The following is a 13490-nucleotide window of genomic DNA, read 5'->3' on the forward strand; positions in this document are numbered from 1 at the left end:
AAGGTTGTTAATTCATGAGTACCACCGCTATCGCAAAATCCACCCAAATTGCAGGGACACAATTACATGAAGTGAAATTGGTGTCGTTGAAAGAACATAAAGATGCCAGAGGTTCCTTTACTGAGATTTTTCAGGAACATTGGGGGACGGTTCTCAAGCCAGTACAGTGGAGTGTCGTAAAATCGGAAGCGAATGTGTTTCGTGGAATGCACTATCACCAACGCCACGATGAATATTTTTGTCTCATTGACGGGCATTGCGTGCTTGGCTTGCGGGATTTACGCGCAGGCTCTCCTACACAACATCAATCGGCACTTTTTGAACTTTTTGGTGATGATCCCGCTGCACTTATTTTCCCGAAAGGTCTGTTGCACGGCTGGTATTTTCACACACCTGCGCTTCATATTCAGTCAGTTTCGGAAGCCTATGTGGACTATGGAGGCGACGACAACTGGCGTTGTGCTTGGGATGATCCTGAGTTGGAATTGCCTTGGGGAATTGAAAACCCTATCCTGACAGATGCAGCCTCTAATGCCCCTTCTTTGCGTACGCTAGTCGCCGCTTTAGAGCGTAAAGGCTATATGTAAGCTTAGTTTTGATAAAAGGAATTAATTCAGCAAAGGTCTTGCCTTTAATCCGAATCCAATCATTTTGCAGGGCTGCACGCTCATCAAGTAACGACTGAAGTACGTTTTTGCGCATAACATGGAGAAACGCAGAGTCGCTAAGTTTTGATTCCCAGTCTTTTAATTCTTCTACGCGCTTTTCGGTCGGAATTCCTGGATACGTTGCTCCTCGCTTAAAATACAAAACGGTCGCTTCACTCCCAAAACACGGAGAGTAGTGAGGGTGTTCCATAAACTGCGCCCACATATAGTCATCCGTAAAAACATCGGGAGGGGTAGTACGCCAGCCGTAGGGTAGGTTCCTGTAAAATTCGTAGGTATGTGCAACCGCCGAAAAGACAAAATGTTGCCTCGCATTTGAATAGCCATACCGAATGTCTCCATTTTGGAAAAGTCGGAAATAGTTGGAAGAAACAAAGTTTCCTTTTTCAAATAACTCTAGCAATGTCTCTAAGTGGTTTGGAAGCCACAAATCGCGGTCCAGAAGATAAGCTACATACTTTCCTTGTGCATATTGTGTCAGTACTTGATGTCGATTGGGTTCACCTCTACGAAGGTGTTTTGGGAAATCAAAAAACTTGATTCGGGCATCTTGTTTAACAAGCGATTGAATCACTTCCCTCGTAAATTCATTCACCCCGTCACCAATGATAAGTAACTCAAAATCAGTAATGGTTTGTTTTAAAACGCTACTCACCGAGTAAGGAAGTAGCAACCCACGGTCGTTTGTGGTAGGAAGTAAAATCGAAAATCGAGGAGACATGTTGCCCGAAAAGTTTAACAAGTTGTGGCACCTAATGTGTAAAGTGCGGTAAGAACTTCAATGGTCGTGATTCCTTCCTGAAAAGTAGAAATGGGAGGCGTACCACCGCGTAAATATGCTAAAAATGCTTCTAATTCCTTTCGTAAAGGTGGAGTGGTTTCAAAAAAACGCTTTTCGCTATTACTTGGTGTAGGGTAACTACTTTGGTCACCGTAGAAAATTTCGATATAATCTACTTTTTCGTCAGCCAAAATGGCAATCCCTTTGGTACCGTGCAGCCGAATTTCACGACGTTTATCGGCAAAGCGGTTTGAAACCTCTATTTGAACAAAAGGCGAATGACCTAGAAGGGCGGTCATACCACGGGCATTAGTTCCGTGCCATTCAATGACCGCAGAGCGCGGTGCTGGAATGTATCCAAGTATTTCAAGCGCAATGGTCAAATCGTGGGGAGCTAAGTTCCAAATACTATCGGTGTCAGTGCGGGGACTTGTCCAGTTACACCGATGTGTGTAAAGGGCTGTAATATCGCCAAGTTCTTTATTACGAGCTAGTTGCCCCAAAAGTAGCACCCCTGCATGGTAGCGCCAAATGTGCATCATAAACAGGGGATAATTTTCAAACTTTTTAAGAGCGATGGCGTCTTCGAGTGAGGTAACGAGTGGCTTTTCAATAAAAACGGGTATGCCCCATGGAACAATTTGTTCTAAAATGGAGCGGTGAGTGACGGATGGAGAGGCCAAAACAATGCCATCAACTGTTTGTAAATCGGTTAGTGAATCAACAAAAAAATGGGGGTAATCTTTTTTTGCATCAGGATTGGGGTCGAAGATTTTTATGTCAACCGCTAGGTTAATTAATTCTCGGATGATGTTTTTGCCCCAAATACCAGCCCCAATGAGTCCTATTGTCATTTATTTTCCTTGTTTTTTAATCATGATGACCATTGTTTTCATGATTAACCACATATCAAAGAAGAATGAAATTTTATTGAGATAAAGTAAGTCATAGCGAAGTCGCTGTTTAATTTCTGTTGGCGAACCCGCATAACCAAACTTAACTTGACCAATAGAGGTTATCCCTGGTTTGACGGATAAAATGAGTTTAAAATCATCGGGCGATTCGTCCATTAATGTTTTGACGTCGTAATCAGCCAATGGACGTGGGCCCACAACTGACATGTCACCTCTAAGCACATTGTAAAATTGAGGTAGTTCATCTAACCGTGTTTTTCTTAAAAAACGTCCCCAAGGTGTTATTCGTTTATCAAGCGTCCCTTCAGAATGTCCAAGTCGAGCCCCAACGTACATGCTACGAAATTTATAAATTTTGAATTTTTTACCCCATTGTCCAGTTCTGTCTTGGGAAAAAATGATTGGGCCTCTAGACGTTATTTTGGTAATTAAACCAAGTAGAATAAAAATAGGGGAACCCAATAGCAAAATAGAGCTTGAAAAAATAACATCGAAAAGTCGTTTGCTTATGTACTCTTTGGAGTAGTCTAAGAACTCCGATGATAGTGAGATAACGGGAGTAATTCCGTGAAACTCAAGTGAAGGGGCCTGGCTAAAGAAGAATGCAAAATCAACAACGAGTTTGACTTTGTAGGAGGCATTGTTGGATTGTTCAATGATATTTTTTAACAGGGGATGCCCTACACGTGGGATACAGCAATAAACGGTATCAATTTGATTTGTATCTAAAATTTGATTTAGCACTTCGTATTGGCCTCTAATTACTTTCTTGTTTTGGGGGGTAATTTCATCAAAATACCCATAAAATTTATAGCCAAACTCAGGGTGTTGGTCGTAAAAGCGCTTAATTCTTTGTGATGTATCATTATAACCAACGATGACATAATTTAGGGTATTGTTGCCGTTGGCACGATAAATTTTAAGTAGAACCACTGCCGCAGTTCGCCAAACGCAGCCAAAAAACCAGAAAAATAAAAAAGTGTAGAACAGCTGAAGCCTAGGTAGATGAAAGTCTTGAAGAAGCATCCATATAAAAATTCCAAATGCTGAGAATAGCAAGACAGACATCAAATGCCGATAAATAAGTGTAAAAACGTGAAATTTGAGGCGGGTGTGTCTGTAAGGACGCAACAAGCCCACAACCAATCCCCAAGAAAGACTTAACAGAAAAAACAAAAAGAGATTTTGCTGGTATTGGTTTGAAAAGGAGGAGTTTACCAGAATAAGCCCCATTTCAAATGAGAAACTCAACGTGATGAGATCGAAAAGAAACTGAAAAGGGCGAAGAAAGAAAGGTAAACTATGTCTCATCCGAGTTCAACGAAAGGATTATGCAAGTTAATAAGCTATACATTGGACTATTAACTTGCACAAAAGTAACGTATTCCGTTTGCCTACACAAACCTTTTTTTAATTCGGGAATAGACAAATTTAGAGGTTTAAGCAAGAACTGTTGAGTTTACTTGAGAACTAATCCAATTGTAGGTCAGTTCCATACCTTGGCGTAATGTTAGAGAGGGTTTCCAGCCTAGCTTGTCAAAAATAAGTGCATTGTCTGAATTCCTACCTCGCACTCCTTGTGGACCAGGAATGTTTATAATTTCAAGTGTTTTTCCTGAAATATCAATCACCATTCTAGCGAAATCATTAATAGAAATCATTTCCTCAGAACCTATATTCACTGGGCCTGAAAAATCAGATTCAACCAATGCTCTAATCGCATCGATGCAATCATTTATGTACAAGAAAGAACGTGTTTGAATGCCATCACCCCAAACTTCAATTGAAGTACCATCTATCGCTTCTGCGACTTTTCTACACATAGCAGCAGGTGCTTTTTCTTTTCCTCCTTGCCAAGTTCCTTGCGGGCCGAAAATGTTATGAAACCTTGCTATTTTGACATCAATGCTCCTATTTCTTTGGTAGGCAAGGTATAAACGTTCGCTAAATAGTTTTTCCCAGCCGTATTCACTATCAGGTGCTGCTGGATAAGCAGAATCTTCTGAACATTTAGGATTATTGGGGTCAAGTTGGTTATATTCAGGATACATACAAGCGGATGAAGAGTAAAAAATTTTTTTTACTCCTGCGTTTGCACTGGCTTCTAAGACATTAAGATTACATAATGCTGAATTGTGCATCACTGATGCATCGTTAAACCCTGTAAAAATATAACCAGCACCACCCATATCGGCAGCTAGTTGATAAACTTCATCAAATCCGCCTTCTAGTGCATTTATTGCTATACTAGGAAGTGTCAAGTCGCCGATAATAAACTCATCGGCATGGTTATTGCCGAATTCGTTATATTTGATATCAACACCTTTAACCCAATAACCTTCTGATTTTAATCTATTTACCAGGTGTCCACCGATGAAGCCACCCGCACCACACACTAAAGCTTTTTTCATGCGACTTTGTTTGATTTGTATTTCAAAATAAGATAAATCAATTTGAATGCTTTCAAATATCTAGGTATGTAAAGCTTTGGTTGAGTCATGCAACGAAAAAGCCATCCCAAATATATGTAATCAGCCCATGGCGGTATTGAAACCTGTCGCCCAGTCTTGAATGCAAGAGCTGCCCCAGTACAAACTATCGCTGGACGATAAGATAGTGATTCTTTTAAATAATATCCAAGTTTTTCTTGAGTACCACCCCCTATATTAATAAGAATCCACTGTGGCTTACGCATTTCAACTTTTTTTAGCAAATGCTCATCCTTTACGGTTTCATTATAATAAGGGGCAGTATATAAGTCATTTGAATCTATTTTGAAACCTCTATGATTTAAATACCTAAGGTTGATTTCTCCATCATAATCAGACGGGTTTACTAACATTAGACGTGATTTATCTGCAAAAGTAAATGATTCTAAAAAAAAATTTATGAATTCAAGCCCCGAAATCTTTCGTATCCTTTGAGTGCTGATGAAATTCCAAATGAGAACCATGTATCCACTATCTGGGATAATTATATCAGATTTGAGAAGGGCATGATAATAATTTGAATCATCTCCAATAGTTACGAGGGCTGGAGCTGCCGGAACGGTTAATAGGCCACCATGCGTACTCAAGGCATTATAAACATCGCTCACGTTACCGTTGAAAAATGGAATACCTAGTATAGGGGTTACAGATTGGTCCATTTTGTTACTTTTCTTTTACAAATAAAAGGTCTAGCTGAGATAAAACCCCATCTTTATCCTTCAAGAACCCAATTGGAGCTAAAAGTTTAAAATTCTTACTTTTAAGTAAAGAATTAATTTCTTCAAATAAAGGTTCATTATCATACATAGGAATAAACGATGTTTCAAGAAGGATATAATCAACTTGATTTAAAAATACCTCAGCTCCATGTAACACTTCTTTCTCAAACCCTTGAACATCTAATTTTAAGAGTAATGGCGAGCTTGTAGGGTTGAGTTCAAGGGTGTCAAGTTTATGGCACACAACTTCAACAGATTTGTATTTCCTTGTAGTAGGACTGCTATTTATTTGATAGTCACTTACCTTTAAAGCAGAGCTTGCGTGGGTGTGCTCATTTTGGAAAAAAGCTAACTTTTCATCGCGACTTCCTAAGGCATAATTATATGTTTTCATATTGCTGATTTTACTGCAATTCTTAACAAGTTTGTTATAACAGACAGAAGTTGGTTCAAAGCTGTGAATGTTTGAACTTGGGAAAAAATGGTGAAAAGAATAACTAAATTGCCCAATGTTAGCACCTACATCGACAAGAGTTTTAATATCTGGAGCTAACTTTTTTAAAGCAACATTAATATTAAACGAAGAAATCGAAGCGCTAGGATGGAGCAAGTAAAGAAGTCCACCTTCTTTGTGAAAAAGAATTGGAATTATACTTAGTAGTTGGTGAATTTTACTTATTATTTTCATTGAATTGAATAAAAATTGAATCAATTGTCACTCTGAACCAAAAACATTGTAAAAAATGATAAATAAATCCTACTTTGCCATCTAAAAAACCTAGCATAAAAACATACCTGTAAAGAAATAAGAAAAAAGCTCGCCAAAGGACTGGAAATTTATAATACAGATTGTTTTTCAAGAACCTTTTTCTTTCAATGTCATTTCCTAAAATTGACTCCTTAACATTGCCTTGAGTATTTTGATTAGATATGATATCTTCTGCTTCTTTATTAGCCCAACGTAGGTGTTTTAAGATAAAATCATTTACATTTGAACCATTATTGTCAATAACATCGGCACCCAGAGGGACTTTATTAATTTTACCTTCAACAACAAAATGCTGGTCATAGGATTTATTCTCACAAAAACCTTTCTCTTTTTTAAAGAGCCGTAAATGAGAATTTGGGTACATTCCTCCTCGTTTAATCCATTTATTTAAAAAATAAACTCTTCTGCTAAAAATAAATCCATCAAATTTTTCCATTTGAGTAGGAAAAACATGCTGAAGCCAATGAATAAGTTCAGGAGTTAGAAATTCTCCCGCATCAATATGTAATACCCATTCATGGTTAAAAGGGCAATTTTCTTGAGCCCAATTTCTCTGTTGTGAATAGTTAACGAATTTATTCTGAACTGATTTTATTGGATACTTTTCTAAAATTTTAATAGTGTTATCTGTTGAAAATGAGTCGACTACGAAAACATCATTGGAGACTTTCAATATTTTATTGAGACAGGACTCAATATTATCTTCTTCATTGAATGTTAAAATAATTACAGAAAATTGAGACATTTTTTGCTGTGTTAGTTAATTGTATATTTTCTTATAAACATTCTCCCAAATGTGAATATTATTGTCAACATCTAATTCATTGAAGAGTAACTTTTTGCAATTTTGTTTTAAATGCTCATATTTTTCTGAATCTAATGATATTATCTGGTCAATAATAGAAGCCAATGATTCAGGTGTATTATCGACCCAAAAACCCGCCTCATATTTATGAAGATTCTCCCATGGGGTGTAGATAGAAGTTACAACTGGCGTTTCGCAAGCTAAGGCTTCTGCAACTACAATACCAAAATTTTCCGAAAAAGATGGTAAAAACATAAACTTTGCTTTTGATAGAATATTTACTTTTTCAATACCAGTGATGTGTCCTAAAAAAAGCACTTTACTGGTAAGATTTAAATCATTAACAAGTGAAAAAATGTATTGGCCATAATTATTAGAAAAGTCTCCCGCTATTTGTAGAGTATAGCTAGATTTTAAAAAAAGCTTAGATAGCGAAAGTGATTTAATTAAGTTTTCAATACCTTTTTTAGGATGAAATCTACCAATATAGATAAAAAAGTCTTCTTTAGAATTGGAAACAGTAGTATCAATTGAGATAAAGTTTGTTATATTGAAAATATTTTTTGAGTTTTTTAGCCTCTTTCTGAGAAAAACCTCTTCTTCATTACATGTTACGTGAAAAAAAGTTTTTTTTACAAAAAAATTTAAAATAAATAAAGAAATTTTTTTCAATTTTTTTCTTTTTATAAATTCTACATCATCTAATGATCCATGCGTCGACCATATAATTTCTTTGTTAAATAAAAGTGCAATAAAAAAACAAATAATTGAAGGGGGATAAAAAATTGAAGATAAGTGTATTATGTCGTAATTATTTATTTTAGAAATAAATGATATTATGAGCCTAAATGCAATCTTGTGCTGTTTAGTCGTGTTATAAATTACTGGACCGTAGTCAGTCTCAATCCATTTATTCAATTCAATTTTTCCATTTTCAATTCCATAATTTGTTGTAACTGTTCCTGTCTCAATATTTTTTGACTTATTTAACCCTTTTAATAACCAATATAAAGAAATACTCACACCTCCTGACTCATCAGGAAATAATGCACCCACAGGAAAGAGAACTTTAATTTTTGACATAAAAATTAGTTATTTGCGTGAATTATCGATTCATAAAATTCTAAATATTTATTTGAAATTTTATCAACAAGAAAGTTTTGAATATTTTTTTTCCCTTCTTCAATTAAGTATTTGCGTAAATTTGGATTTGATATAAGATTTTTAAAGCCATTCTCAATTTCATCTATATTATGTGGGTCAACGTAAAAAGCGCCGTCTCCTCCTACTTCCATATGAGGATTCATACGACTACTAATTACTACTCTACCAACCGATTGAGCTTCAATAATAGGTAAGCCAAAGCCTTCGTATGTAGTTATGAAGGATACAATATCACATAAGTTATATTGTTCAACCATCTCTTCTTCAGAAATATTGCTCAAGCACCTGTAATTGATTTTTAATTGTTCTAAAGTTTTTTTTTCATCATGAGTGATATTTCCTACAATAATTAATAGGCAGTTTGTGCGTTTTAATGAATGAAATAGATTATTTAAATTTTTATTTGGTGTAGTGCCTACGTGTAGAATACGAGGACAGAAAGAGTTGAAATTATTATCATTATATAGGTAACTTTCATCTAATGGATTATAAATTACTCTAATTTTTTGAGAACTACATTGTGTTATTTCAACTAGCTCTTTTTTTGTTTTTTCTGAAATTACAGTAATATATTTTAAATGATTTACAGGAAGTTTAAACCATAAATACTTTACAATGATTTTTTTTAAACCCTTTTGTTGATGATATTTTATACAGTCATGAATAGTAAGTACAGTTTTTGATGGAGGAAAAAGTATAGAAACATAATGTATAACGCCAGTGATATGGAAAATATCGTACTTATTCCTATTTTTAAAGTAAATGAAAATGAAATGGATTAAATTTATTAGTACATGAAAAGGCTTGTCATATTTAGAATAAGCTTTTTTAGTATTGATATACGCGTAGTCTTTCAAACGATTTTCAACTAAGGAAAAGACTTTTTCAATGCTATAAGTGCTTGATTTTCTAGTTAAGTATAGAATTTTCATTTTTTTGCTAAAGAAATAAGTTTTAATATAATATAGAATAAAATAGGCTTTTCAATAAGCATTCTGAAAATTCCTAGCAAACTTGATATTGATTCAGAGCCTGTTGCGGCACTTGTAAAACAGAATAATAATGGAAAAAAGGATACAAAAGCGATTGGAGAGAAATGAATCGTGCCATTTTGGTGAATATTTGTAATTGCAAGTGAGTCTATGGCAGGGAATATTAAAAAGAAGACAAAACTTAAGATAATTAAATAATACCATCCAAAAATCGCAAATGAAGATCCTATCAGAGACCCAGTTCGGAACGTTCCAATTGAATTTATATCGCCTGTTTGAATATAAAATAAAAAATCTCCTGATGATCCAGATGTGACTTCGTTTTTATCAACACTTATATTTAATACCTTAATAATTGGGTATGGTAATAAACTAATTATTTTGTGTAATTCTATCTGACGAAACTTTGCCTTTTCATCAATTGATAATTCATTAATAATTACTAAAGAATTATCTGCAAATTTTAAATTACATAATCTAGCTAAGAAAGGATTGTCCACATAATGTTCATCCCAAAGACTCAAACTACTTTCTTGTAATTCTTTTAGACTCTCTAGTATTTCTTTAGGATTTTCAATCGCTCTGTATTGAAATACAGTTTCATTTATAAGTTCTATTGGAGAAATATCATTTCGTACATTTCTAGCCATAACAAATGCAATAGATAACTTTGTAATAGGATTAATAAGGAAAAATACACACAACACACAAACAAAAAATCGTAAAAAAAACGTTTTTGATAATGATAGTTTTACAAAACCATACCCAAAATTGAATAAATAAGAAATAAAAATAGATGCAATTCCTAAAAAAACAAATGAACGACCATTGAGTAAAACACCGACTAATAGGATTGTAATAAAATAGTAAAATAATAATAGATAATGGTTTTTGTTTTCCTTTAAATTAAATAATCCTGGGTTAAGTAATATGAATGGTAAAAAAATAAAATAGTTTATACCTTGAAGTAACTTTAAGAACTCATTATCTTCATTTCCTGTTTTGAAAAATATTGTTGAGAGTTGAGATAACAAAACGAGGAACACAAAAAATGTCAATTTAAGTCCACTAATATTAGAAAAAATATTACAAAATATGAAATACCTCTTCCAAATATTAGATAGCTTAAAGTATTGATTTGTTTCAATATAAATGATGTGACTAGTTATTAAAAAGCATAGCAATAAAGATGTATGGATTAGTGTTTGTAGTGGCAAAATTAGATTATTAATTATTGATTTTCCTTCTGAATTTGTAGCTAAAGGTGGAAGTATAAAATAATATAACACATAACCTAAAATGCTTAATGATGATATAGGGTGTTTAAGTATGATATTTTTTTGAAATAAATACGTAATACTTATTATACTTATGACCAAAGCTGTTACATTGTAAATTATATTTAAGTTTGATGAGTCGATGTATATTTGACAAAAAAAAGATATTACTATAGCTATTACAAAGAAAAATCTTGTAATAGCTAAGTTGTGATTTGCAATGGGAAGATTTAGATTCATTTAGCTCAATTTTAAGCTTTTTATTTATTTTTTAAGTTTAATTATTATATTTTCTCCAGGGAATAGTCTACTTAAAAAACTTCCTTCGTAAAAATCTAAAATAGTTATTCTATTACCAAATATTAATTCAACGCCATAATTGAAAAAAAATAAAATACCCTTTTGAAAAGTAAGTTTTCGGCTTACGATCTCGCTAAAGGCAAAGTCATAATAGTAATTACGCCCCATAAATGAATCTTTTGTAAAAAAATCAAATGTTCTGATAGAAAATAACCTTTTATGTGTAGGGTCAATGTAATTATTTTTTGATGTAAAATGAGGAACACGAATAGTGATTATTCCACCTTTTTTTAAGATACGATGAAGCTCCTTTAATACAGGAGGATATTCAATGTGTTCTAAAATATCTTGGCATAAAATCTCATCTATACTTTCATTTTCAAAAGGCAATGGTAATAAGTTTATGTCATGGATTACATCAACACCATCTAATTGAGCAATATCCATATTTATCCATCCTGGACGTATATCAGTGCCACAACCTACATTTAGTTTTTTCATTTAGTGTTCTTGTTATGTGAATACATTATTTTAGCCTAAGCCATTGATTATCTTTCCATTAACAACCTTCCATGCTTCGTTGAATGTAACTACTAACATGAGGAAATCGACAATACAAAGAAAAAGAACAGGATATATTAGTCCATTTTTACTAGTAACGTAAATTGCCCACATTGCACAAAGTGCAAATATAGTATAATAGATACTCATTACCCGGTTTTCGTTTGTGGCATTAAGTACAGTATAAGCACAGTTACTCAATGTGCTAAAAAAAATTGAAACAAGCATTACTACATATATTGAGTTATCGACTACTACTTTGTTACTTGTCCATATTGAGATAATCCAATTCCCGAGTAGGTAGTAGGTTGCAATAAAGACTGTAGTAATTGTTAATGTAAAAATAAACATTTTAATAAATAGATGCCTAGCCTGTTCTGCTTTATTTTGAGCAATTATTTTTGTAAATTCTGGTAAGTAGGCACTGTAAAAAGCGTTAATAATGGATTTAATTGAGTTTATAAATGTTCTTATTGTATTAAATGTTACTAATGTAGCTGGACCAAGACTTTTTCCTATTAAAAAACTTGTACCTTGTATAACGAGCCCTTGACCTATTAATGCTACCATATAAAAAAAGGATGTAGGAAGTAGGTAGTATATTTCACTTATAGGGTTATTAAAACCAAATTTATACCAAGAATATTTTTTCTGAAGGTCAATAATAATAACGATTAAAAATAATATTTTCAAAATAAAGGATGACAAAGCAACTGTAAATATATTTCCTCCCAAAATCACATTAACTAGAATGATTATTGCATCAAATAATTGGAGCAGGGTTATGAAATTTTGAGACTTATCAAATCTACCCTCAGACCTGTAAATTCCTACTGCAAGTCCAACTAGGAACATCACAAATGTCGCTGAGATAAGTATCAATAAGCTTATTTCGATTTGTTGTTCAGAATTTATTTTAGTCCCCATTATTTTACTCCAATTTAGATAAATACAACTAATTGAAAATAAAAGAAGACCAATGCTTGCTAGAAATAATAAAGCCTTATTTGCACTTTTATAAAGTGCTAGTGCTTCACTTCTTTTATCATTAGCTGTTAGTGCACAAATTGCAGTTGTTGCAGTTACATTTAACCCTAAATCACTTGCAGATAAATAAGCAGGGAGTGTCGAAATTAATAACCATTCACCATAGTATTCCTTACCCCATAAGTTGATAAAAAGTGGTATTAATAAAACTTGGGCGAAAATGGTTGTAAAACGATTAATAAGTCCTGAAAAAAAATTTCTCAACCATACTATATCTATATTAGTTATTTTCATATGATTCTATTCTGCATTCAATTTTTTTAGCCCCCAAAGTGCAATATGAGATGCTGATTGGTATAGGTTACTGGTTGAACTATTAGTTGTATTTAATAAATGAATATATGGGCAAACTTTGCGTATTTGTTTTAGATTATTAAAAATTGAATAAGAATAGTATAACCCATCTCCTTCTGAAATTTCATACATTTTACCAGATGTAATCAAATATCTATATATATTCCAAAGTCCCAAAAAGTTTATTATTTGTTTAATTGATCGGCTTATGAGTGAACCATTTCCAAAATTGTTACAATCGGATATAAAAATTCCTTTTTTAGAAACTCTTAGCATTTCGGCAACTACAATTTCGGGCTTTGGAACATGATGTAATATGCCAAATTCGCAGACTAAATCAAATTCTTGATTTTTAAAGGGTAAAGAATTGCCATCTCCATCAATAAGTTGCTCACTTTTAATCCCTTTTTTATGACCTATGCTTCTTAAAGCTTCTACGGGTTCAATTCCAACAATTTTGAGTTTTGGATGTTGCTCTTGAAGGAAAGCAATAGTTCTGCCAGTACCAGCACCCACGTCTAAAATAGATTTTATATCATAAAGTGTTATCAATGATGACATAAATGCTAACGCGAAGTTATGTTCGTTTAATTCAGTGCTAACATGAATGGTATCATAATTTTTTGCAGTACTTTTGTAGTACTCTTTTTGTATATCAATTGCTTTTTTCATGCTAAAAAAGTGTTGTGAAATATGCCTTTTAATGAAAG

Annotated in this window: 14 protein-coding genes; 1 reads left to right on the plus strand and 13 read right to left on the minus strand. The window is 33.3% G+C overall.

Going from position 1 to position 13490, the window contains the following annotated elements:
* Nucleotides 1-14: 14 nt before the first annotated feature.
* On the plus strand, nucleotides 15-587 hold the full coding sequence (locus DTQ70_RS00575; protein ID WP_122928999.1) for a dTDP-4-dehydrorhamnose 3,5-epimerase family protein: 573 nt from the start codon (nucleotides 15-17) through the stop codon (nucleotides 585-587).
* Here the strand turns inward: DTQ70_RS00575 and DTQ70_RS00580 are convergent.
* The 13 genes from DTQ70_RS00580 to DTQ70_RS00640 form a co-directional block, all read right to left on the minus strand.
* Nucleotides 529-1389, minus strand: coding sequence for a glycosyltransferase family 2 protein (locus DTQ70_RS00580; RefSeq protein ID WP_122929000.1), 861 nt, complete (start codon nucleotides 1387-1389; stop codon nucleotides 529-531). The two genes, DTQ70_RS00575 and DTQ70_RS00580, sit on opposite strands and share 59 nt — an antisense overlap.
* 14 nt (nucleotides 1390-1403) lie before the next feature.
* The gene (locus tag DTQ70_RS00585) at nucleotides 1404-2303 is read right to left on the minus strand and encodes a Gfo/Idh/MocA family protein (RefSeq protein WP_122929001.1); all 900 of its coding nucleotides are present in this window, start codon (nucleotides 2301-2303) and stop codon (nucleotides 1404-1406) included.
* The gene (locus DTQ70_RS00590) at nucleotides 2304-3674 is read right to left on the minus strand and encodes an exopolysaccharide biosynthesis polyprenyl glycosylphosphotransferase (RefSeq protein WP_122929002.1); all 1371 of its coding nucleotides are present in this window, start codon (nucleotides 3672-3674) and stop codon (nucleotides 2304-2306) included.
* Nucleotides 3675-3802: 128 nt separating this feature from the next.
* On the minus strand, nucleotides 3803-4774 hold the full coding sequence (locus DTQ70_RS00595; protein WP_122929003.1) for an NAD-dependent epimerase/dehydratase family protein: 972 nt from the start codon (nucleotides 4772-4774) through the stop codon (nucleotides 3803-3805).
* Nucleotides 4771-5511 (minus strand): WecB/TagA/CpsF family glycosyltransferase, encoded by a 741-nt coding sequence (locus DTQ70_RS00600; RefSeq protein ID WP_122929004.1) that lies wholly within the window; start codon nucleotides 5509-5511, stop codon nucleotides 4771-4773. The genes DTQ70_RS00595 and DTQ70_RS00600 overlap by 4 nt, the downstream gene beginning before the upstream one ends.
* A 4-nt stretch (nucleotides 5512-5515) precedes the next feature.
* On the minus strand, nucleotides 5516-6259 hold the full coding sequence (locus DTQ70_RS00605; RefSeq protein WP_122929005.1) for an FkbM family methyltransferase: 744 nt from the start codon (nucleotides 6257-6259) through the stop codon (nucleotides 5516-5518).
* Nucleotides 6243-7085 carry a glycosyltransferase family 2 protein gene (locus DTQ70_RS00610; RefSeq protein WP_122929006.1) on the minus strand — a complete coding sequence of 281 codons (843 nt, stop codon included), beginning with the start codon at nucleotides 7083-7085 and terminating at the stop codon, nucleotides 6243-6245. Before DTQ70_RS00610 ends, DTQ70_RS00605 begins: the two co-directional genes overlap by 17 nt.
* 15 nt (nucleotides 7086-7100) lie before the next feature.
* On the minus strand, nucleotides 7101-8228 hold the full coding sequence (locus DTQ70_RS00615) for a glycosyltransferase (RefSeq protein WP_122929007.1): 1128 nt from the start codon (nucleotides 8226-8228) through the stop codon (nucleotides 7101-7103).
* A gap of 5 nt (nucleotides 8229-8233) precedes the next feature.
* Complete coding sequence (locus tag DTQ70_RS00620) at nucleotides 8234-9241, minus strand: glycosyltransferase family 1 protein (RefSeq protein WP_122929008.1); 1008 nt, start codon at nucleotides 9239-9241, stop codon at nucleotides 8234-8236.
* A complete protein-coding gene (locus DTQ70_RS00625; RefSeq protein WP_164489789.1) occupies nucleotides 9238-10818 on the minus strand; it encodes a hypothetical protein in 1581 nt (526 codons plus the stop codon). Before DTQ70_RS00625 ends, DTQ70_RS00620 begins: the two co-directional genes overlap by 4 nt.
* Nucleotides 10819-10842: 24 nt before the next feature.
* Nucleotides 10843-11379 carry a methyltransferase domain-containing protein gene (locus tag DTQ70_RS00630; protein WP_122929010.1) on the minus strand — a complete coding sequence of 179 codons (537 nt, stop codon included), beginning with the start codon at nucleotides 11377-11379 and terminating at the stop codon, nucleotides 10843-10845.
* A 30-nt stretch (nucleotides 11380-11409) separates the two neighbouring features.
* Entirely contained in the window at nucleotides 11410-12720 is a 1311-nt protein-coding gene (locus DTQ70_RS00635; protein WP_122929011.1) for a lipopolysaccharide biosynthesis protein, read from the minus strand.
* A 6-nt stretch (nucleotides 12721-12726) separates the two neighbouring features.
* Entirely contained in the window at nucleotides 12727-13452 is a 726-nt protein-coding gene (locus DTQ70_RS00640) for a class I SAM-dependent methyltransferase (protein ID WP_122929012.1), read from the minus strand.
* Nucleotides 13453-13490 lie beyond the last annotated feature (38 nt).

The sequence above is a fragment of the Runella sp. SP2 genome (assembly GCF_003711225.1).
GTDB lineage: Bacteria > Bacteroidota > Bacteroidia > Cytophagales > Spirosomataceae > Runella.